Genomic DNA, 21,337 nt, shown 5'->3' with positions numbered 1-21,337 from the left:
AAGCCGGAGCCTTTTGATGCCTCGTTTGCCAGTCGCCCTCGCCGCCTGCCTGATGCTGCTTCCCGTCACCGCACCCGCCGATACCGTGCCTGGCTCGCAGGCGGAGATCACCATGAGCTTCGCGCCCGTGGTGAAGGCCGCGACCCCGGCGGTGGTGAATATCTATGCAACAGTCGTGGTGCAGCGGCGCGAGACGCCATTTGCCGGCGATCCGTTCTTCGAGCAGTTCTTTCAGGATTTCGGCCGTGTTACCCCGCGCGTGCAGAACTCGCTCGGTTCGGGGGTGATCGTCAGCCCCGAGGGGATCGTGGTCTCCAATTACCACGTTGTCGGGCAGGCCACCGAGATCCGGGTGGAGCTGTCGGACCGCCGTGAATATCGCGCGCATGTGCTGCTGGCGGATGAGCAGGCCGATCTTGCGGTGCTGCAACTTGAAGGCGCGGCCGATCTGCCCTCGCTGCTGTTGCGCAATTCCGATGATCTGGAGGTGGGCGATCTGGTTCTGGCCATCGGCAACCCGTTCGGCGTCGGGCAGACGGTGTCTTCGGGCATCGTCTCGGGGCTTGGCCGGTCGTCGCTGGCGGTGGGCGGCGGGCGCAGCTATTTCGTGCAGACAGATGCGGCCATCAACCCCGGCAATTCGGGGGGGGCGCTGGTCGATATGAAAGGGCAGCTTGTCGGCATCAATACCGCCATCGTCACCAAGGGCGGCGGGTCCAACGGGATCGGGTTTGCGATTCCCGCCAATCTGGTGCGTAACTTCATTGATCAGGCCAAGGCGGGCGAGACGCGGTTCAAACGGCCCTGGGCCGGGGTGACCGGGCAGGCGATGGATTCGGCCATGGCCGAGGCGCTGGGTCTGCCGCGGCCCGAAGGGGTGGTTCTGTCTGCACTGCACGCGGACAGCCCGTTCAAAGCGGCGGGGCTGGAGGTCGGTGACATCATCCTGTCGGTCGATGGCGAGGCGACGGATACGCCGCAGGGCGTGATGTTCCGGCTGGCGGCGCTTGGGGTGGGTCGTGAGATTACGGTGGACTACCTGCATCGGGGCGAGGCGCGTCAGGCGAGGGTTGCGCTGGTCGCGCCGCCCGACAGCCCGCCGCGCGAGGCGGTGACGCTGGGCGAAAGCAGCGTCTTGCAGGGGCTGGAGGTGGCACGCATCAATCCGGCGGTGCTGGACGAACTGGAGCTGAGTGACAGCCCAACCGACGGCGTGATCGTGATGGATGCGGAAGGGCTTGCGGCACGCACCGGGTTGCGGCCGGGCGATGTGCTGCGGACGATCAATGGCGAGGCGGTCAAGGTGCCCGGCGATGTGGTGCGGCTGACCGCGCCTGGTCCGCGCCGCTGGGGTATCGAGGTGCAGCGCGGCGGGCAGCAGCTTTTGCTGCGTTTCCGCATCTGACCTTTCGCCGCCCGTGCAGGCGGCGTAATCTTGCACCATGGCCGATCTGTTCGACTCCCCCTCTGCCCCGAAGCCCGAGGCGCCGCGCCCGCTGGCGGACCGGCTGCGTCCGCGCAGTCTGGACGAGGTGATCGGGCAGGGCCATGTGCTTGGTCCTGACGGGCCGCTGGGTGCCATGCTGGCGGCGGGCAGTCTGTCGTCGCTGATTCTCTGGGGGCCGCCGGGGGTGGGCAAGACCACCATCGCGCGGCTGCTGGCCGATCAGACCAATCTGGCCTTCGTGCAGATCAGCGCGATCTTCACCGGGGTGCCGGAGCTGCGCAAGGTATTCGAGCAAGCGAAGATCCGGCGCGGCAACGGGCAGGTGACGCTGCTGTTCGTGGATGAGATCCACCGCTTCAACAAGGCGCAGCAAGACGGGTTTCTGCCACATATGGAAGACGGCACCATCCTTCTGGTCGGTGCTACCACTGAAAACCCGTCCTTCGAGTTGAATGCCGCATTGCTCAGCCGGGCGCAGGTGATCGTGCTGGAACGGCTGAGCCTTGCCGATCTGGAGCGCCTCGCACAGCGGGCCGAGAAAGAGCTGGGCCGCGCGCTGCCGCTGACCGGCGAGGCGCGCGAGACGCTGCTGGAGATGGCCGATGGCGATGGCCGGGCGCTGCTGAACCTGATCGAGCAGGTGGCGGCCCACAAGGGCGGCACGCTGACGCCGGAACAGCTTGGCCAACGCCTGATGCGACGGGCGACCAAATACGACAAGTCGGGCGAAGAGCATTACAACCTCATCTCGGCCCTGCACAAATCGGTGCGCGGCAGTGACCCGGATGCCGCGCTTTACTGGTTTGCCCGCATGCTGGAAGGTGGCGAAGACCCGCGCTTTCTGGCTCGCCGCCTGACCCGTATGGCGGTGGAGGATATTGGCCTCGCCGATCCGCAGGCGCAGGCGGTCTGCATTGATGCCTGGCAGACGTATGAGCGTCTGGGCAGTCCCGAGGGGGAACTGGCGCTCGCCAATGCTGTGGTCTATCTGGCGCTGGCACCGAAATCGAACGGGGTTTACGTCGCCTACAAGGCGGCGCGGGCGGCGGCGCGCGACACCGGCAGCCTGCCGCCGCCGCTGCACATCCGCAACGCGCCGACCAAGCTCATGAAAGAGATCGGCTATGGTGCAGGATATGCCTATGACCACGATGCTGAGGACGGCTTTTCAGGGCAGGATTATTTCCCCGAAGGCATGAAACGCCCCGTGTTCTACGCGCCACCAGAACGTGGCTTCGAACGCGAGCTGAAAAAGCGGGTGGATTATTTTGCGAAGCTGCGCGCCCGGCGCAACGGGGTGTGACAGCAGGCGGGCTTGTGGCGGCTGGTGCGGCATGACACATTCAGGATGTGACATGTGAGGACAAGATGAGCCTTCCCTACCAATCTGCCCATGAAGAACTGCATTTCATCAACCGCTCCGGCTGGCTGCGCGCGGCCGTTCTGGGGGCGAATGATGGCATCGTTTCCGTAGCTTCGCTGATCGTGGGGGTGGCGGCGGCCGATCCCTCGCCCTCGGCCGTGCTGATCGCAGGCGCCGCCGGACTTGCCGCAGGTGCCATGTCGATGGCGGCAGGCGAATATGTCTCGGTCAGTTCGCAGTCCGATATCGAGCGTGCCGATATCGCGCGCGAACGGCAGGCACAGATCGACATGCCCGAGGAGGAAGAGCGTGAACTGGCCTCGATCTACGAAGCGCGGGGGCTTTCACCGGCGACTGCGGCGCTTGTGGCGCGCGAGCTGACCGAGAAGGATGCGCTTGGCGCCCATGTGCGCGAGGAACTGGGGTTAAGCGAGGTGCATGCCGCCAACCCCTTGCAGGCGGCCTTCGCTTCGGGCCTGACCTTCTCGATTGCCGCGGCGATGCCGTTGCTGGCGGCGATTCTGGCCCCGGAAGGGCTGGTGATCCCCGTGGTGGTGATCGCGACGCTGGTCTGCCTTGCGGTGCTGGGTGCGCTGGGGGCGCAGGCGGGCGGCGCGCCGAAACTGCGGGCGACTTTGCGGGTGCTGTTCTGGGGGGCGGCGGCCATGGCGATTACCGCCGGGGTTGGCCATGTCTTCGGTATTGCTGTCTGAGGCAGCGGGCCGGAAAGAGGAACGGCGCGCCAGGGGCGCGCCGTTTTTGGTTCAGCGGGTGAACTTCTTGTATTTCACACGCTTGGGGTTCACGGAATCCGGGCCGAGGCGGCGGATCTTATCCTGTTCGTAATCGTCGAAGTTGCCTTCGAAGAACTCCACATGCGCATCGCCTTCAAAGGCGAGGATATGGGTGCAGAGGCGGTCAAGGAAGAAACGGTCGTGCGAGATGATAACCGCGCAGCCCGCGAATTCTTCGATTGCCGCTTCAAGCGCCTGAAGGGTTTCAACGTCAAGGTCGTTGGTCGGTTCGTCAAGCAGCAGGACGTTGCCGCCTGATTTCAGCAGCTTGGCCATGTGAACGCGGTTGCGCTCACCGCCCGACAGGATGCCGACCTTCTTCTGCTGGTCAGACCCCTTGAAGTTGAAGGAGGAGCAATAGGCGCGGCTGTTCACCTCGGCATCACCCAGAACCACGATGTCGAGGCTGTCGGTGATTTCCTCCCAGACGTTCTTGTTCGGGTCGAGGCTGTCGCGTGACTGATCGACATAGGACAGTTGCACGGTATCGCCCAGCGTGATGGTGCCGCTGTCCGGCTGTTCCTGCCCGGTGATCATCTTCATCAGCGTGGATTTCCCCGCGCCGTTGGGACCGATCACACCGATGATGCCGCCGGGCGGCAGCATGAAGGACAGGTTTTCAATCAGCTGCTTGTCGCCCATCGCCTTGGAGACGTTTTCGAATTCGATGACCTTGGAGCCAAGGCGCGGGCCGTGCGGAATGATGATCTGGGCTCGGCCGACCAGTTCCTTGACCGACTCGTCGGCCATCTTTTCATAGGCCTGAATACGGGCTTTCGATTTCGCCTGACGGGCCTTGGCCCCGGCCCTGATCCATTCCAGTTCCTTTTCAAGAACTTTCTGCTTGGCCTTGTCCTCACGGGCTTCCTGCGCGAGGCGCTTGGCCTTTGCGTCGAGCCACGAGGAGTAGTTGCCCTCATGCGGGATGCCGCGGCCGCGTTCCAGTTCCAGAATCCAAGTGGTGATGTCATCCAGGAAGTAACGGTCGTGGGTGACAGTCAGGATGGTGCCTTTGTATTCGATCAGGTGCTTTTGCAGCCAGGCGATCGTTTCGGCATCGAGGTGGTTGGTCGGTTCGTCCAGAAGCAGCATGTCGGGCGCTTCAAGCAGCAGCTTGCACAGCGCGACCCGGCGGCGCTCGCCCCCCGAGAGCGTCGCGACATTGGCGTCGTCCGGCGGACAGCGCAGGGCTTCCATCGCGATGTCGATCTGGCTGTCCAGATCCCACAGGTTTTCGGCGTCGATCTCGTCCTGCAACCGCGACATCTCGTCGGCGGTTTCATCCGAGTAGTTCATGGCGAGTTCGTTGTAGCGGTCGAGCTTGGCCTGCTTCGCGGCGACGCCGAGCTTCACATTCTCGCGCACAGACAGCGCTTCGTCGAGCTGCGGCTCCTGCGGCAGGTAGCCCACGGTCGCGCCCTTGGCGGCCCAGGCTTCGCCGGTGAAATCCTTGTCCCAGCCGGCCATGACGCGCAGCAGGGTGGATTTGCCGGCGCCGTTGACGCCGACCACACCGATCTTCACGCCGGGGAGGAAGTTCAGGCGGATGTTCTCGAACACCTTCTTGCCGCCGGGATAGGTCTTGGAGACGCCATCCATGTGGTAAACGTATTGATAGCTGGCCATTGCGGATCTCCGTATCGCGGGTTGGCGCGTATGTAGCGGAGAAGCAGCCGAAGGGCAACGCGCGCGCGTCAGGTCAGGCGCAGGCTGCCGGACGGTGCGGGCAAAAGGTTTCGGGGAACCTTTTGCGAATTTCTTTCAGGAAATCTGCGCCGGACCCAGCCGTTTCTCGAACCAGTGATCGGCGTAGGGATTGCTGTTGTAGCGTGAGATCCCGGTCCAGCCATCGCGCAGGTAAAGCGCCTGCGCTTCGGGCAGGTGGCGGCTGGTATCGAGCCGCAGGTGGCTCAGCCCCATGCCGCGTGCGGCGGTTTCCACCTCTGCCATCAGGCGGCGGGCAAGGCCCTGCCCACGCGCGGCAGGTGCCACCCAGAGACGTTTTACCTCTCCCGTGCCGGGGGGCAGGCCCTCGGCGCCGGTGCGCAGGGCGACGCAGCCCATGGGCGTGCCGGTTCCTGCGATCAGGAACAGCCCGCGCGGCGGTTGCAGCGCGGCGGGGTCGGCATCGGCATAGGGGTCGAAGGTCTGGCCGAACCGCGCGCTGAGTTCGGCGAAATAGGCGACGAGACAGGCGGTTGCCTCGGGCGCGTCAACAGGAAAAGGACGGATCGGTATCATACCGTGTTGTTACCCGCGCATCGGCCCTTGGCAAGCCTGTGCCTGCGTGGTTTGAACGCGAAAGGGGGAGACAGGGATGCGCCAGGGGTTTCCGATCGCGACGCGCGGCATGACCGTGGGGCTTCTGGGTGGATCTTTCGATCCGGCCCATGAGGGGCATGTGCATATCACGCGCGAGGCGCTGCGCCGGTTCGGGCTGGACCGGGTCTGGTGGCTGGTGACGCCGGGCAACCCGCTGAAGGCGCGTCAGCCGGCGCCAATGGCCGAGCGGCTGGCGCGGGCGCGGGCCCTGATGCGGCATCCGCGCGTCGTGGTCACCGATCTGGAGGCGCATCTGGGCACCCGCTACACGGCGGCGACGATCCGGCGGTTGCAGGCGATCTATCCGGGGGTAAACTTCGTCTGGCTGATGGGCGCGGACAATCTGGTGCAGTTCCATCGCTGGGACCGCTGGGAGCAGATCATGCAGGCGGTGCCCGTGGGGGTGCTGGCGCGGCCCGGCTGGGGCGTGAAGGGCCGGATGGGGCGGGCTGCCCGCGTGTATGCCCGCGAGCGCGTGACCGAAGGTGCGGCGGGCGATCTGGGTCTGCTCAGGCCGCCGGTCTGGGTGCTGGCCGATGTGCCGCTGAACGACATGTCCTCAAGCGCGATCCGGGCGCGCGGGGAATGGGGGCGCGGCGGCAACGCGCCGCCGGGCTGAGCACGGGGTTTCGTGCGGATCGCGCTGGCGCTATGGCTATGAGCGTTGAACAGGAGTGAGTCCCCATGTCCCGCCCTCCCTTTTCCCCGACGCGGCGATTTGTGCTTGGCGGGCTTCTGGCCGGGGCGGCGACGCCGCTCTGGGCCGAAGCGCCCGCCACCTCGCTGTTGCCGCGTCGCCGGGGGGATGGTGGCGCGGTCCGGGCCGAGCCGCAAAGCGCCGGGCAGCTGGTGGAAGCGGCGAAGCTGGGCGGGGCGGTGGGCTTCATCGTGGCCGATGCCGTGACCGGCGCGGTGATCGAGGCGCGGGACGCCGATCAGGCGATGCCGCCTGCCAGTGTGCTGAAATCGGTGACGGCGGCCTTCGCGCTGGACCGGCTGGGGCCGGTGCATCGCTTCCAGACCCGTGTGCTGCGGCGCGGGCCGGTGGTGCAGGGGGTGGTGCAGGGCGATCTGATCCTCGCGGGGGGCGGTGATCCGGTACTGGATACCGACATGCTGGGGGATCTGGCGGCGAAGCTGGCGGCGCAGGGGATCAGGGGCGCGACGGGCCGGCTTCTGGTCTGGGGCGGCGCGCTGCCGCTTTTGCCGCGCATCGACGGCGAGCAGCCCGATTTCGTCGGCTACAATCCCGCCGTGGCCGGGCTGAACCTCAATTTCAACCGCGTGCATTTCGAATGGCGCCGGGCCGGGGCTGACTGGCGGCTGACCATGGATGCACGGGCCGAGCGTTTCGTGCCCGAGGTCCATATGGCCAGCGTCCGTATCGCCACGCGGGCGCGCCCGCTGTTCACTTACGAGGGCGATGGCGGGGCCGACCGCTGGACCGTGGCCTCCGAGGCTTTGGGCAAGGGCGGTGCGCGGTGGCTGCCGGTCCGTCATCCGGCGCTTTATGCGGGCGATGTGTTCCGCACCCTTGTAGCGGCGCAGGGTATTGCCCTGCCTGCGCCCGAGGTGATCGAGAGCCTGCCTGACGGTGCCGAACTGCTGGCGCGCCATGACAGCCCTGTGCTGGAAGGCATCCTGAAAGACATGCTGAAGCATTCGACGAACCTTACTGCCGAGGTGGCCGGGATGTCGGCCTCGCAGGCGGCCAGCCTGCGGGCTTCGGCGCTGGCGATGCAGGAATGGGCGCGGTTGCGGCATGGCATGTCGGCGCATTTCGTCGACCATTCGGGTCTTGGCGGGCAAAGCAGAATCTCGCCCGCAGATATGGTGCGGTTGCTTGGGGATGTTCAGGCCAGCGCGCTGCCGGGCCTGCTGAAAAACCACGGCATGCGCGATGACAAGGGACAGATCATTAAGGGGCACCCGGTGCAGGTTCATGCCAAGACCGGGACGCTCAACTTCGTTTCGTCGCTGGCAGGCTATATCGCGCCGCCGGGGGGGCGCCGTCTGGCCTTTGCGATCTTCGCCGCCGATACGGCCCGGCGCGCAGCCCTGCCGCCCGAGGCGCGGGAGCAGCCTGCGGGCGGTCTGGACTATCAGAAGCGCGCGCGGCGGCTGCAAGCGGCGCTGATCACCCGCTGGGCGACGCTGCACGGCTGATCTGTGACATTTTGCGCCGCCTTCCCCCTTGATCACAGGGGGCGGGCGGTCAAGACTGCTGCGGTCTTGAGGTGGAGGTCGGCTTGCGCAAGGTTCTGGGGATCGGGGTGATGCTTCTGGGCGTCGCGGTGCTGGGGCTTTGGGCGAATAGTCACGAAGCGCCCGCCCTCCAAAGCCGGATCGCGGCGGGGGCGGCGCAGGTTGCGGGCGGATCGGTGCATGGTATTTCAACCATGGTCTCGGGGCGCGATATCAATATTGCCGGGCTGGCCGACAGCGCGGCAGAGCGGGATGTGCTGATGGCCGCTCTCAACGACGTGCCGGGCCGTCGTGTGGTGCGGGGCGAGTTGCAACTGCTGCCTGCCGTCTCGCCCTTTGAAACGGCTGTGTTCAAATCGGCGGAGGGCGGGCTTTCTGCCAGCGGGCATGTCCCGACCGAGAAGGCCCGCGCCCTGCTGACGCCGGCACTGGGCGAGGCGGCTTCGGCACTGGTCCTTGCTTCGGGCGCACCGGAGGGGCAGATGCCTGCCGTGATCGCGGGGATCGCGGCGCTTGGCCCGATGATTTCCGGCGCGGCGGAGGTCAGTGACGGCAAGCTGCACGTCTCGGGCGATGTTCTTGGGCCGGGGGAGCGGGGCGCTGTTCTGCTGGCGCTTGCGGGATTGCCGGAGGGCGCGGTTTCTCTGGATCTGACGCTGCGTGATGATGGCACGCCGCCCGACTGGACGCTGGATTATTCGGCGATGCAGGGCGCGGTCCTGACCGGCAAGCTGCCCAAGGGGCTGGAGGTCGCGGCAGTTGCGGGGGCGCTGGGGCTGGCGCGGATAGATAACGAGGCGAAATCTGCCCTGATCGGAGAGCCGACGCCTGAGGTCCCGGCAATTTTCGGGATCCTGAAGGGGTGGATGGCGGATTTTGAGCGGTTGCGTGTGCGAATCGGGCCGGGCGGCAGCCGCATTGAAGCCGGGTTTGGTGCCGGGGCCGACCGCGAGCTGATCTCCGGTCGGCTGGCCGAGGCGCTGGGGCCGGATGTGGCGCTGGATATCGACGTGGTGGAAAGTGAGGCTCCGGAGGGGGCGGAGCGAATGAATGCCGCGACCGGGCAGGCGGAGCGGCTGTCGGCGGGCTATTGGCTGCCGGTTGCCAGTTTCGCGGCCGACCGGGCGAGTTGTCAGGCGCAGGCCGAAAACGTGCTGGAGGGGACGACGGTGAACTTCGTCACCGGCTCGGACCGGCTGGATGCCGACGCGCAACGGGTGCTGAACCGGCTTGCTGCGGTGATTGCCCCTTGTGCGGCGGTCGGGCTGAAGGCGGAAATCGGCGGGCATACCGATGCCTCGGGCGATCCGCTGGGCAATATCGCGCTGAGCCAGCGGCGGGCCGAGGCTGTGCGGGCCGCACTGGTGGCGCGTGGTGTGCCTGCGGCGATGTTGCGGGCCTGGGGCTACGGGGCCTCGCGCCCGGTGGCAGACAACGCGACGGATGAAGGCCGGGCCAGAAACCGGCGCACCACGGTGCTGTGGTCTGAGTGATCGGGACGGAGGAGAGCGGGTATGTTCAGGAACTGGGGGTTCCTTGTCGGTGAAATCTGGGTGCTGTTGCTGCTGGCCACTCTGGTTGGGCTGCTGGCGGGCTGGATCATCTGGGGGCGCCGCGCGCCGGTCACGGTGACCGTGGATGACGGCGCGGCCGACCGGCTGCGCCACAGCCTTGCCGCCTGCGAGGCGCACGGGCGTGACCAGGCTTCACGCATCGCAGCCTTGACGGCAGATCTTGAGGCCGCGCGCCAGGCGACGATCAGGGCCGAGGCTTCTGCCATGGCCGCGCCTGCTGCGATGGCCGACCCGGGTCCGGCGGAGGCCAAGCGCCCGGAGGCGCTGTCGGCCCCCCGAAACGGCGCGGCAGATGATCTGAAGCTGATCAAGGGCGTCGGGCCGAAGCTGGAGGCACTGCTGCACCGGCTGGGCTTCTATCACTTTGACCAGATCGCCAACTGGACGGCGGCGGAAATTGCTTGGGTGGACGAGAACCTTGAAGGCTTCAGGGGTCGCGTTACCCGCGATCAATGGGTGATTCAGGCGCGCGATCTGGCGGCGGGCCTGCCGCCGCGCCCCGGCGGCGAGGGATAAGATGAAAGGCCCGGATCTTTCTTTCGGGCCTTTACGATTTCAGGGCTTCAGATGCCGAACCCGTGCGCTCCATTCGATCGCCACGGCATGCAGGCGGTCTATGGACAGCTCGTTGCGCACTTCCTCCAGCATGCGCAGCTCAACTTCATTGAGCTGGCCGTCGGCGGCTGCCACGTCACAGGCCAGTGCATAGGCGGTTTCAAACAGCCGGTCGGGCAGGGCGTCGCGGATCAGGCCGAACAACGCATCCAGCCCGTCCTCTTCCTCGAACAGGTCGAAGACAGTCTGCGCGACGGGGCGCAGGCGGTCGGTATCGTAGTCGGCGAAGACCGGCATGTGATTCACCATGCGTTGAATCGCCACCAGCTCGGAGGTGCGCATGTTCTCGTCCGAGGCGGAAACCGCGATCATCACGGCGACAAGAGCATCCTGCGGGGAAAGAGAGGCCGGTGTATCGGGCACGGGAGTCGTCCTTTGAACTGTATCGGCCCTGAGAATATTGACGCGGGGCAGGGGCGGCAATAGGACAGGCGGGTTCTGCGCGGGCATGGGGCCCGCAGTATGAAAGGATCCGCCGATGTCCGCCCTTCGTGACGCCGCGATGAAATCGAAAGCCTGGCCCTTTGAAGAGGCCCGCAAGATTCTCAAGCGGTATGAAAAGAAGGCGCCGGAAAAGGGCTACGTCCTGTTCGAGACGGGTTATGGCCCCTCGGGCCTGCCGCATATCGGCACCTTCGGCGAAGTGGCGCGCACCACGATGATCCGACGCGCGTTTGAGGTGATCAGCGACATTCCGACGCGGCTGATCTGCTTTTCCGACGATGTGGACGGTATGCGCAAGGTGCCGGAAAACGTGCCGAACCAGGAGATGCTGCATGCCAATATCCAGAAGCCGCTGACCTCGGTCCCTGATCCGTTCGGGGAATATGAGAGCTTTGGCCACCACAACAACGCGATGCTGCGGCGGTTCCTCGATACTTTCGGCTTCGAATACGAGTTCATCAGCGCGACCGAGTTCTATAAGTCCGGCCGCTTTGACGACACGCTGAAGCTGGCGACGGAACGCTATGACGCGATCATGGCGATCATGCTGAAATCGCTGCGCGAGGAGCGTCAGCAGACCTACAGCTGCTTCCTGCCGATCCACCCGGAAACCGGGCGGGTGCTGTATGTGCCGATGAAGAACGTCGATCCGGTGAATCACACCATCACCTTCGACGACGAGGATGGCCGCGAATGGACGCTGCCGGTGACGGGCGGCCATGTGAAACTGCAATGGAAGCCCGATTTCGGCGCCCGCTGGGCGGCGCTGGATGTGGACTTCGAGATGTATGGCAAGGACCACTCCACCAATACCCCGATCTATGACGGGATTTGCGAAGTGCTGGGTGGCAAGAAGCCGGAACACTTCACCTATGAGCTGTTCCTGGATGAGCACGGCCAGAAGATTTCGAAGTCCAAGGGCAACGGGTTGACCATCGACGAATGGCTGACCTATGCCTCGGCCGAAAGCCTGAGCTATTTCATGTATCAGAAGCCCAAGACGGCCAAGCGGCTGTGGTGGGATGTGATCCCGCGCGCGGTGGATGAATACCACCAGCAACTGCGCGCCTATCCGACGCAGGATGTGGACCAGCAGGTGAACAATCCGGTCTGGCACATCCATGGCGGCAACCCGCCGGAATCGAAGATGGTGGTGCCGTTCTCGATGCTGCTCAATCTCGCGAGCGTGGCCGGGGCGACGGATGCCAAGGGGCTGTGGGGCTTCATCAAGCGTTATGCGCCGGAGGCCAGCCCCGAGGGCAACCCGGATCTGGATGCGGCGGCGGGCTTCGCAGTGCGCTATTTCACCGACAAGATCGCGCCGACCCGTGTGTTCCGTCTGCCGACCGATCAGGAACGTGCGGCGATCCTGGATCTGCGGGCGCGTCTGGTGGCCTGGGATGGCGGGCTGGACGACGAGGCGCTGCAAAGCATGGTCTTTGCCGTCGGCAAGGAGCACGGGTTCGAGCCGCTGCGCGACTGGTTCAAAGCCCTTTACGAGGTCTTGCTGGGCGCCTCGGACGGGCCGCGCTTCGGGGGTTTCGTCGCACTTTACGGTGTCGGGGAGACCGTCGCGCTGATCGACCGCGGTCTTGCGGGCGAACTGGTGGCCTGAGGTCGCGGTTTATCAAACGGGAAGGGCACGCCCTGGCGTGCCCTTTTGCATTCAGGCGACCTGCGCCCGCCAGAGCCGCCACCATTTGACCCAGAGCGCTGCCATTTCCTCGGGATCGCCGGCAAACAGACGGGCGCCCAGCGGATAGGCTTCGACTTCGATACCAAGCTGCGCCTCGCGGCAGCGGGTCGCCACGGTCTCGCGCGCCTCGGGCTTGACGTCGCCCTCGGGCATGGCCGCGACATGTTCGGCCAGAACCTCGAAATCATGGTGCTGGCCCAGCATTTCCCCCAGCATATCGGCGGAGGTGACGAAAGGGCGCATGACATCGCGCCAGACCGGCTGGAACAGCCGCGCCTGATACCAGAAATCCTTGGCCCGTTTGCGCCAGTCGTGCAGAGCCTCGGCCCCGCCGCTGTCACGGGCCTCGCGCATCGCTTGGCGGGCGCGTTCGCGTGTGTCGGCCAGCCCTGTGGTCAGGATGCTGCGATCTGAACCCGAAAGCTCCCAGTTTTCGACGCGCAAGGACAGCGAGGCAAAGAGTTCACCCAGATCCGGGGGCGGGGCGGTGGCGACGGCGGCTTCGGCCACCAGTTGCGCGCGCAGTGCCCCCAGCGCCGGGGACGGATCATCGCCCGCGATCATGTCGAAGGTCTTCAGCCGGGTTGCGGCATCGCGCTGGGCCGCAAGCTGGCGCGCGGCGTCCCGCAGCAGCACATTCTCGGCCGGTTGCACGCGGCGCAGGCCGCTGCGGGTCAGCCGCAGCAGGGCGCGCAACTTCTTGATCCGCTTGCGGATGTCGTGCACTGCCTTGGGGTCAAGCGGCTCCGCGCTGTCCAGATGGCTGCACAGGGGCGCGATCTCGGCCAGGGCGATGCGGCGCAGGCTGTCCTGCAACGATCCGTCGGCGAGATCGAATTGATAGGTCGTCATGGGGGCTCCGGTCCGGCAGAACTGCCTTGTCGCCCCGACCTAACCGGCAGTTGTAACCATGATATGACGATTTTGTAACGGCGGCGGAACCCTGCCGATGCAGACTGTTGCGCGCGGGGTGCCTGCTACGCGCGGCGGTCACAGCCCGGATTAACCCCGTCTTGCTACCCCTGTGCCCGGTATGCGCGGCAGGCGCGGGAACAAAGGCGAGGGTCTGAGATGAACAAGGCGATTACCGATGGTCTGGTGCTGATGCCGCCGCCGTTTTCGGCCGGGCTGAACCAGTGGTCGCGCGAGGATGGCACGCCGGGCACTGCGACCTATGCCGGGCAGCCCAACGCGGCGCTGGTGCCGTCCGATCAGGATTTCGCAGGCTGTCTGGAATTGCAGAAGGCCGAAACGGTTCAGCGTCTGCGCTACATGGGGCAGACGCCCATCGAGCCGGGGCTGTATCTGCGGGTCACCGCGCGGGTGAAAGCGGTGGCGGGCAGCATGCCCTCGGTGCGGATCGCGGCCTATGCCGGGCGGGCGAACGGCAGTGCGGTCGGGGTGCCGTTGACCGGCCCCTCGGTCGCGCTGACCAGCTATGGTCAGGTTGTGACGGTCAGTGCAATCATCGGATCGGGCAACCGGCAGGGGGTCGACATGGTCTGGGGTGTCGAGCCTGTCTATGGCCATTTCGGCCTGGACCTGACCGGCGCCAGTGGCGGTGTGGTGCGGATTGACGATCTGGTCATCGAGGATGTCACGGATGTCTTTCATCGCAAGATGATCGACGTTGTGGATGTGCGGGATTACGGCGCCATCGGCGATGGCAGCACGAATGACGCGGCGGCTTTCGGCGCTGCGGATGCGGCGGCGAACGGGCGCACCGTTCTGGTATCCGAGGGCACCTATCGCCTCACTGGCAATTTTACCTTCAACAATCCGGTGCGGTTCGACGGCAAGCTGTCGATGCCTGCCAATGCGAGGCTGACCTGTACGCAGAACTATGATCTGAATACCTACGCTGCCGCTTTCGGTGGCGAGCTGGAGGGGTTCAGGCGCGGTCTTCAGACCCTGTTCTATTTCACCGATCATGTCGTATTCGACCTGTCAGGCCGTAAGGTGGATGTGACCGGCCCCATCGACGTCGCGGCGCTCTGCGGTCTGACCAGCCTGTCGAGCCGCCGTGTCCTGACCAATGGTCAGCTTTCGGCGACGAGTTCGGCAAACTGGGACAGTGATACCGTGACCTCGGTCGCCACCTACAACAGCAGCAATTCGACCCGGCTGACCAATGTGGCCAATGTGGCGAACATTCCGGTGGGCGCGCGGGTTTCGGGCACCGGGGTCGGGCGCGAGGTCTATGTGACCTCCCGGAATGTCGGGAGCGGCACGGTTACACTGTCGTCGTCTCTGTGGGGGGCGGATGGCACGCGCACTTTCACCTTCGAGCGTTACAAGTACCTGCTGGATTTCTCGGGGTTCGACAATCTCTCGCGGTTCGAGATTACCGACATCGACTTCGCCTGTTCCGGCCGGTCCAGCGCGATCATGCTGCCCTCGGGCGGGCTGACCTTCCGCATCGCGGATTGTGTTTTCACCGGGCCGAAGGATCGCGGGATCACTTCGATCGGGGATGGCTGTTCCGGGCTGATCGTGGAGCAATGCCAGTTCCTGTCCAACGAACAGGGGATGGCGGCACAGAACCGCAGCAGCATCGCGCTGAACGCCAATGCCAATGATGTGAAGCTGCGCTACAACCGCGTGGTGCGCTTTGCGCATTTCGCCGTGTTGGGCGGTGGTGGCAACATGGTGTTGGGCAATCACTTCTTTCAGGGCGACGACCAGACCAACGGGCTGCGTCAGGCCGGGATCGTCTTTACCAACACCAACTGCCGGTCGATTGTCTCGGACAATTACATCGACAATTGCTGGATCGAATGGTCGAACGAGCATGACCCGGCGCCGGAATTCAGTGGGGAATACTCGTTCGGCGGGCTGTCCATCACGTCGAACACCTTCATGTGCATCGACGTGGCGCCGTCCTTCCGATGGGTCGTGGTGCGGCCGCGCGGGCCGGGGCATTTCCTGAACGGGTTTTCGATGACCGGCAATGTGTTCCGCGCGGTGAACGGCACGATCGACCGGGTGGAGAAGGTCGATACCACGCAAGCGGGGCTGGACCATGACCGCGCGGTCAATGTGGCTGTGACCGGCAATGTGTTTCACGGCATCAGCCAGCCCTGCCACAATCCGGTGATCCTGAGCCATAACGAGAACACCGCCGCACGGACCTGGACCGTCGCGGCGAAGGACTGGTTTCCCTTCGGCGGCAAGGCGCTGCGGGCTCTGGCGGTCATGGCGGACGGGCCTTTGCGCGACAGCGGCAACAGCATCACCTACGCGGCGCCCTATGCCGAGACGGCGCAGGGGTCCGGTGGTGGCAGTGTCGATCTGAAATGGGCCGAGCCGCTGAAAGGGACCGTGGTCGTCACTTTGCGCAGCGACCGGCCGATGTGACGCGGTCTCAGCGCAGATCCTCGGGCGACAGGCGGAAGGCGCGGGCGAAGCCACCGTTCAGCAACGCGCCTTCCGGTTCCAGCCGCAGAAAGGCGAAATCGGGGAAGTCGATGTAAAGTTTCGCCTTGGGATGCACCGCCAGCCAGTGATCGCGCAGCGCCGGGTAATCGGCACCTGCGCGATCCACCGGGCGGGCGGTGATGCGCAGCATCAGGCGCGGGTGGGTCAGCGGGTCGCCCTTGTCGCCCGGCTCGCCCACCATCACGGCGGCCTGCGGATTCTGCTCCAGTGCGGGGCGATGCGCGGCAAGCGAAGATACCAGCGTCAGCGGGCAGCCATCGGGCGCAAGGCCAAAGGCGATGCGGCTGATCCCCGGCGTTCCGGTCGCCGGATCGGTATAGGCCAGTGCGGCGTGACGGGCGTTGGCCAGCAAGTCACGCGCAAGGGCGCGGGCATCGTCATCGGCGGGCTGCACGGGATCTGGACGGGGTTGCGACATAGAGCCTCCGGGGAACTGGGCAGGTGTTGACAGGGACCGGGTCGCGGGCGTTTGCTGGCTGCATCCTTCGCTACAGGCCCGAGATGCACAGTTCAAGCCAGCCCGATGTCGCGGGCCCCAATCCGTTTCTTCCGAAGATCGTGACTGTCCTGCGCGAGGGGTATGGCCCTGCCGATCTGCGCGCCGATGCGCTGGCCGGGCTGACCGTGGCCATTGTGGCGCTGCCGCTCTCCATGGCCATTGCCATCGCCAGCGGTGTGGGGCCGGAGCGTGGGCTGTATACCGCGATTGTCGGCGGTTTCCTCGTCTCGGCGCTGGGCGGGTCGCGGCACCAGATCGGCGGGCCGGCAGGGGCGTTTATCGTGCTGGTATCTGCCTGTGTGGCGACAACCGGACTTTCGGGCCTGATCCTCGCCACCATCCTTTCCGGCGTGATCCTCGCTGCGGCGGGACTGCTGCGGCTGGGCACCTATATTCGCTTCATTCCCTATCCGGTCACCGTGGGCTTTACCGCTGGGATCGCCGTCATCATCTTTTCCAGCCAGATCAAGGATCTGTTCGGGCTTGCCCTGACCGGGCCGGAACCGGCCGAGATCCTGCGCAAGCTGGCTGCGCTATGGGAGGCGCGGGGCAGCCTGAGCGGCGCGGCGGTGGCGGTCAGCCTTGGCACCATCGCGGTGATCGAAGGGATCAAGCGGTTCGCGCCGCGCCTGCCCGGCATGTTGATCGCGGTGGCGCTGGCCAGTGTGGCCGCAGCGGCAGGCCTGCCGGTTGAAACCATTGCCGAGCGGTTTGGCGAGTTGCCGCGCGTGCTGCCGGTGCCAGCGTTGCCGACGATCAATTCTGACACTGTGATGGCTGCGCTGCCCTGGGCGGCCAGTTTCGCGCTGCTGGGGGCAATTGAATCGCTGCTGTCCGCCGTGGTGGCCGACGGGATGACCGGTCGCCAGCACCGCGCCAATGCAGAGCTTCTGGCGCAGGGCATGGCCAATATCGGGGCGGGGCTGTTTGGTGGCTTCTGCGTCACCGGGACCATTGCGCGCACTGCAACCAATGTGCGCGCGGGATCGCGTGGCCCGGTGTCGGGGATGCTGCATGCGCTGTTCCTGCTGTTGTTCCTGATGATCGCGGCGCCACTGGCCGGATATATCCCCCTGGCCGCGCTCGCCGGAGTTCTGGCGGTGGTGGCGTGGAACATGGCAGAGAAGCATGAGTTCGCCGCCTTGGTGCGGGGATCGCGGGCCGATGCGGCCATCGTTCTCGTCACTTTCCTGCTGGTGGTGTTCCGCGACCTGACCGAAGGCATCGTCGTTGGCTTTGCCATGGCGGGGCTCGTCTTCGTGAAGCGCATGTCCGATATGGCGGGCGTTCATCCGCTGGCCGATGCCCCGGTGGATGCGGCGCGCGACGATTTGCTGGTTTATCGCCTTTCAGGTCCGTTCTTCTTTGGCGCCGCCGCGCAGCTTGGCTCGGTGCTGGACCGGATTGCCGATGTGCCGCGCAGCATCGTGGTCGATTTTACCGCCGTTCCGCTGATAGACAGTTCGGGTGCCCGCTCGCTGGGTCTGCTGGCGCGCAAGGTGGCGCGGCGGGGCGGACGACTGTGGTTCACCGGAACCAGCCCCGAAATCCGCCGCGTGCTGCTGGCACAGGGGTTGGACGCCCCCGAGGTGGAGTATCTGCCCGACATGGCCGCCGTCGAGGCGGTTCTGGCGCAGGACGCTCCGCAGCCCTGATTCGTTCTTCCCGCTGCTTGTTTTTGCGACCTGCCGCATCCTGTGGCGGGACGTCACGTCACGTCGTCTGACGTATCACGGAGCTGTGAAGGGATAGATTGTTGAAACCTAATGGCAAATTCCCGTCGCCCTCTGGTTGATTTACAGATTTCAGAATGATCAAGTTAAATAATTTACACAAAAAACTAATACACAAAAGGGGTTACGCGAATGCGCTGCTTTGGTTTACAATGGCCGAAGGGATGGAGGTGCCCCGCAGGCCAGGTGGGGTGACCGGCTTTATGCAAGAGGGGGAGAGCCCATGACCCAGCAGCCCGCCGATATCGCGCAAATCGTGCGCGAGGTGCCCACGGATTTTGACAAGGCGCACGCCGACACTGCCAGGTATCGGGCGATGTATGCCGAATCCATTGATGACCCGGATGCGTTCTGGGGGCGCGAGGGGCAGCGGCTCGACTGGATCAAGCCCTATACCAAGGTGAAGAATACCGATTTCACCTTTGGCAAGGTCAATATCAAGTGGTTCGAGGACGGCGTGCTGAACGCCTCGGTCAACTGCATCGACCGTCACCTGAAAGACCGTGCGCTGCAAACCGCGATCATCTGGGAGCCCGATGATCCGAAAACCCCGGCGCTGCACATCACCTACAAGGAACTGTCCGAAAAGGTGAACCGTATGGCCAACGTCCTGCTGTCGCAGGGCGTGATGCGCGGTGACCGTGTGGTGATCTATCTGCCGATGATCCCCGAGGCCGCCTATGCCATGCTGGCCTGCGCCCGGATCGGGGCCATCCACTCCATCGTCTTTGCCGGGTTCTCGCCCGATGCACTTGCGAACCGCATCAACGATTGCGGCGCCAAGCTGGTGATCACCGCCGATACCGCGCCGCGCGGCGGCAAGCGCACGCCGCTGAAATCCAATACCGATGCGGCACTGCTGCACTGTTCTGACAAGGTGCGCTGCCTGGTGGTCAAGCATACCGGCGACCAGATCACCTGGATTCAGGGCCGCGATGTCGACGTCAAGCTGATGATGGATATGGTGAGCCCGGAATGCCCGCCGCGGCCGATGGGGGCGGAAGATCCGCTGTTCATCCTTTACACCTCCGGCTCGACCGGGAAGCCGAAGGGCGTGGTGCATACGACGGGTGGCTATCTCGTCTATGCTTCGATGACGCATCAATACACTTTCGACTATCAGGAAGGTGACGTGTTCTGGTGTACGGCCGATGTGGGCTGGGTCACCGGGCACAGCTACATCGTCTATGGCCCGCTGGCCAATGGCGCGACGACCGTGATGTTCGAGGGCGTGCCGACCTTCCCCGATGCCGGACGGTTCTGGGAAGTCTGCGAAAAGCATGCGGTGACGCAGTTCTACACCGCGCCGACCGCCATCCGGTCGCTGATGGGCATGGGCGCGGAATGGGTTGAGAAGTATGACCTGTCGAAGCTGCGTATTCTTGGATCGGTGGGCGAGCCGATCAACCCCGAGGCCTGGGCCTGGTATGACGCCCATGTCGGCAAGGGAAAATGCCCCATCGTCGACACCTTCTGGCAGACGGAAACCGGCGGTCACATGATCACCCCGCTGCCCTATGCCACCGCGACCAAGCCGGGTTCGGCGACGCTGCCCTTCTTCGGGGTGAAGCCGGTGGTTCTGGATGCCGCAACCGCCAAACGTCAGGACGAGGTGGAAACCGAGGGCGTCCTGTGCATCTCGGACAGCTGGCCGGGACAGATGCGCACGCTCTGGGGCGACCATGACCGCTTCCAGGAAGCCTATTTCGCCCAGTATCGCGGCTATTACTTCACGGGCGACGGCTGCCGCCGCGACAAGGACGGCTATATCTGGATCACCGGCCGGGTGGATGACGTGATCAACGTCTCCGGTCATCGGATGGGCACCGCAGAAGTGGAAAGCGCGCTGGTGGCCCATGCCGCCGTGGCCGAGGCCGCCGTGGTCGGCTTCCCGCATGACATCAAGGGGCAGGGCATCTACGCCTATGTCACCCTGATGAACGGAATCGAACCGTCCGAGGATCTGCGCAAGGATCTGGTGAAATGGGTCCGCACCGAGATCGGCCCCATCGCCTCGCCCGATATCATCCAGTGGGCGCCGGGCCTGCCGAAAACCCGCTCGGGCAAGATCATGCGCCGCATCCTGCGCAAGATCGCCGAAAACGACTTCGGCGCGCTGGGCGATACCTCGACGCTGGCCGATCCGTCGGTCGTTGACGATCTGATCGCCAACCGCGGCAACAAGGGCTGATACGCATGACCGACGCCACGACCCTGACGCGCCCCGCCGTCCTGATCCTTCTTGGCCCTCCGGGGGCCGGGAAGGGCACGCAGGCCCGCATGCTGGAAGAGGATTTCGGGCTGGTGCAGCTTTCGACCGGTGATCTTCTGCGCGCCGCCGTTGCGGCGGGCACCGAGGCGGGCAAGCGTGCCAAGGCGGTGATGGAGGCGGGACAGCTCGTGTCTGACGAGATCGTGCTGGCGATCCTGAAGGACCGCATGGCGCAGCCCGATGTGGCGCGCGGCATCATCCTTGACGGCTTTCCCCGCACTGCGGGGCAGGCCGCCGCGCTGGACGATCTGCTGGGCGCAACCGGCCAGAAGGTTACTGCCGCCATCAGCCTTGATGTCGATGACGAAGCGATGGTGGGCCGGGTCTCCGGCCGCTACACCTGCGCCGGCTGCGGCGAGGGGTATCACGACGAATTCAAGCAGCCCGCCGTTGCGGGCACTTGCGACAAATGCGGCGGCACGGCGTTCAAGCGCCGGGCCGACGACAATGCCGAGACGGTGCGCGAGAGGCTGTCCGCCTATCATGCCCAGACGGCGCCGCTGATCGCCTATTACGATGACCGGGGGGTTCTGGAACGGATCGACGCGATGGGTGCCATCGACCAGATCCGCGGAACGCTTTCGGCCATCGTGACGCGCGTTTCGGCATAAGGGAGGCCCGCATCCCTCGGGGAAGGGGGGCGGGACGGATAAACACTCAGGGAGTAGCACTCATGGCGGACAAGTCCTCGTCGAATGCCTACTGGGCCGCGAACATCCGCACGATCATGATCTATCTGGTCGTCTGGTTCGTCTGCTCGTTCGGCTTCGGCATCCTTCTGCGTCCGATGCTCGCGGGCATCAAGATCGGCGGCACCGATCTGGGCTTCTGGTTTGCCCAGCAAGGATCGATCCTCGTCTTTCTGGTTCTCATCTTCGCCTATGCCGCGCGGATGAACAAACTCGACCGCCAATACGGCGTGGAAGAATAAGGGA

General features: G+C 65.1%; 18 protein-coding genes. 13 read left to right on the top strand and 5 right to left on the bottom strand.

Going from position 1 to position 21,337, the window contains the following annotated elements; translation table 11 throughout:
- Window positions 1–16 precede the first annotated feature (16 nt).
- The 3 genes from IE126_RS08845 to IE126_RS08835 all read left to right on the top strand — a co-directional run bounded on the left by IE126_RS08845 (window position 17) and on the right by IE126_RS08835 (window position 3,523).
- Entirely contained in the window at window positions 17–1,405 is a 1,389-nt protein-coding gene (locus IE126_RS08845) for a trypsin-like peptidase domain-containing protein (RefSeq protein WP_189380741.1), read from the top strand.
- Window positions 1,406–1,442: 37 nt separating this feature from the next.
- The gene (locus IE126_RS08840; RefSeq protein ID WP_189380740.1) at window positions 1,443–2,750 is read left to right on the top strand and encodes a replication-associated recombination protein A; all 1,308 of its coding nucleotides are present in this window, start codon (window positions 1,443–1,445) and stop codon (window positions 2,748–2,750) included.
- Between the two features lie 65 nt (window positions 2,751–2,815).
- A complete protein-coding gene (locus tag IE126_RS08835; protein ID WP_054301597.1) occupies window positions 2,816–3,523 on the top strand; it encodes a VIT1/CCC1 transporter family protein in 708 nt (235 codons plus the stop codon).
- A gap of 51 nt (window positions 3,524–3,574) precedes the next feature.
- Here IE126_RS08835 and ettA read toward each other — a convergent pair whose 3' ends face one another.
- Complete coding sequence (gene ettA / locus IE126_RS08830; protein WP_054301596.1) at window positions 3,575–5,230, bottom strand: energy-dependent translational throttle protein EttA; 1,656 nt, start codon at window positions 5,228–5,230, stop codon at window positions 3,575–3,577.
- A 135-nt stretch (window positions 5,231–5,365) separates the two neighbouring features.
- Window positions 5,366–5,845, bottom strand: coding sequence for a GNAT family N-acetyltransferase (locus IE126_RS08825; RefSeq protein WP_189380739.1), 480 nt, complete (start codon window positions 5,843–5,845; stop codon window positions 5,366–5,368).
- A gap of 76 nt (window positions 5,846–5,921) precedes the next feature.
- Here IE126_RS08825 and IE126_RS08820 point away from each other — a divergent pair, with 76 nt between their 5' ends.
- The 4 genes from IE126_RS08820 to IE126_RS26330 all read left to right on the top strand — a co-directional run bounded on the left by IE126_RS08820 (window position 5,922) and on the right by IE126_RS26330 (window position 10,221).
- Entirely contained in the window at window positions 5,922–6,545 is a 624-nt protein-coding gene (locus tag IE126_RS08820) for a nicotinate-nucleotide adenylyltransferase (protein ID WP_054301594.1), read from the top strand.
- A gap of 65 nt (window positions 6,546–6,610) precedes the next feature.
- A complete protein-coding gene (gene dacB, locus IE126_RS08815; protein ID WP_108128407.1) occupies window positions 6,611–8,092 on the top strand; it encodes a D-alanyl-D-alanine carboxypeptidase/D-alanyl-D-alanine endopeptidase in 1,482 nt (493 codons plus the stop codon).
- Window positions 8,093–8,175: 83 nt separating this feature from the next.
- Complete coding sequence (locus IE126_RS26335; RefSeq protein WP_189380738.1) at window positions 8,176–9,624, top strand: OmpA family protein; 1,449 nt, start codon at window positions 8,176–8,178, stop codon at window positions 9,622–9,624.
- 21 nt (window positions 9,625–9,645) lie between these two features.
- A complete protein-coding gene (locus tag IE126_RS26330; protein ID WP_189380737.1) occupies window positions 9,646–10,221 on the top strand; it encodes a hypothetical protein in 576 nt (191 codons plus the stop codon).
- A 39-nt stretch (window positions 10,222–10,260) separates the two neighbouring features.
- Here IE126_RS26330 and IE126_RS08800 read toward each other — a convergent pair whose 3' ends face one another.
- A complete protein-coding gene (locus tag IE126_RS08800; RefSeq protein ID WP_054301590.1) occupies window positions 10,261–10,683 on the bottom strand; it encodes a tellurite resistance TerB family protein in 423 nt (140 codons plus the stop codon).
- Between the two features lie 115 nt (window positions 10,684–10,798).
- On the opposite strand from IE126_RS08800, the gene IE126_RS08795 reads away from it, so the two are divergent.
- Entirely contained in the window at window positions 10,799–12,379 is a 1,581-nt protein-coding gene (locus IE126_RS08795; RefSeq protein ID WP_189380736.1) for a lysine--tRNA ligase, read from the top strand.
- A 51-nt stretch (window positions 12,380–12,430) separates the two neighbouring features.
- Here IE126_RS08795 and IE126_RS08790 read toward each other — a convergent pair whose 3' ends face one another.
- Window positions 12,431–13,312, bottom strand: a complete 882-nt coding sequence (locus IE126_RS08790; RefSeq protein WP_189380735.1) for a CHAD domain-containing protein — start codon at window positions 13,310–13,312, stop codon at window positions 12,431–12,433.
- A gap of 219 nt (window positions 13,313–13,531) precedes the next feature.
- Between IE126_RS08790 and IE126_RS08785 the strand changes: the two genes are divergently transcribed.
- Window positions 13,532–15,817, top strand: coding sequence for a glycosyl hydrolase family 28-related protein (locus IE126_RS08785; protein WP_108128410.1), 2,286 nt, complete (start codon window positions 13,532–13,534; stop codon window positions 15,815–15,817).
- Window positions 15,818–15,824: 7 nt separating this feature from the next.
- On the opposite strand, the gene IE126_RS08780 is transcribed toward IE126_RS08785, so the two are convergent.
- Window positions 15,825–16,316 (bottom strand): HugZ family pyridoxamine 5'-phosphate oxidase, encoded by a 492-nt coding sequence (locus tag IE126_RS08780; protein WP_054301586.1) that lies wholly within the window; start codon window positions 16,314–16,316, stop codon window positions 15,825–15,827.
- 83 nt (window positions 16,317–16,399) lie between these two features.
- Here IE126_RS08780 and IE126_RS08775 point away from each other — a divergent pair, with 83 nt between their 5' ends.
- The 4 genes from IE126_RS08775 (at window position 16,400) to IE126_RS08760 (ending at window position 21,333) form a co-directional block, all read left to right on the top strand.
- Window positions 16,400–18,052: a SulP family inorganic anion transporter gene (locus IE126_RS08775; protein ID WP_189380734.1), complete on the top strand. Its 1,653-nt coding sequence runs from the start codon at window positions 16,400–16,402 to the stop codon at window positions 18,050–18,052.
- Window positions 18,053–18,353: 301 nt separating this feature from the next.
- A complete protein-coding gene (gene acs, locus IE126_RS08770) occupies window positions 18,354–20,321 on the top strand; it encodes an acetate--CoA ligase (RefSeq protein ID WP_108128413.1) in 1,968 nt (655 codons plus the stop codon).
- 5 nt (window positions 20,322–20,326) lie between these two features.
- A complete protein-coding gene (locus IE126_RS08765; RefSeq protein WP_189380733.1) occupies window positions 20,327–21,013 on the top strand; it encodes an adenylate kinase in 687 nt (228 codons plus the stop codon).
- 62 nt (window positions 21,014–21,075) lie between these two features.
- Window positions 21,076–21,333, top strand: a complete 258-nt coding sequence (locus tag IE126_RS08760; RefSeq protein WP_054301582.1) for a DUF4212 domain-containing protein — start codon at window positions 21,076–21,078, stop codon at window positions 21,331–21,333.
- Window positions 21,334–21,337 lie beyond the last annotated feature (4 nt).

The sequence above is a fragment of the Gemmobacter nanjingensis genome, from assembly GCF_014652195.1.
GTDB classification, from domain to species: Bacteria; Pseudomonadota; Alphaproteobacteria; order Rhodobacterales; family Rhodobacteraceae; genus Gemmobacter; species Gemmobacter caeni.
The sequence above is the reverse complement of the archived record's forward strand: the minus strand, read 5'-3'. Positions and strand labels throughout refer to the sequence as shown.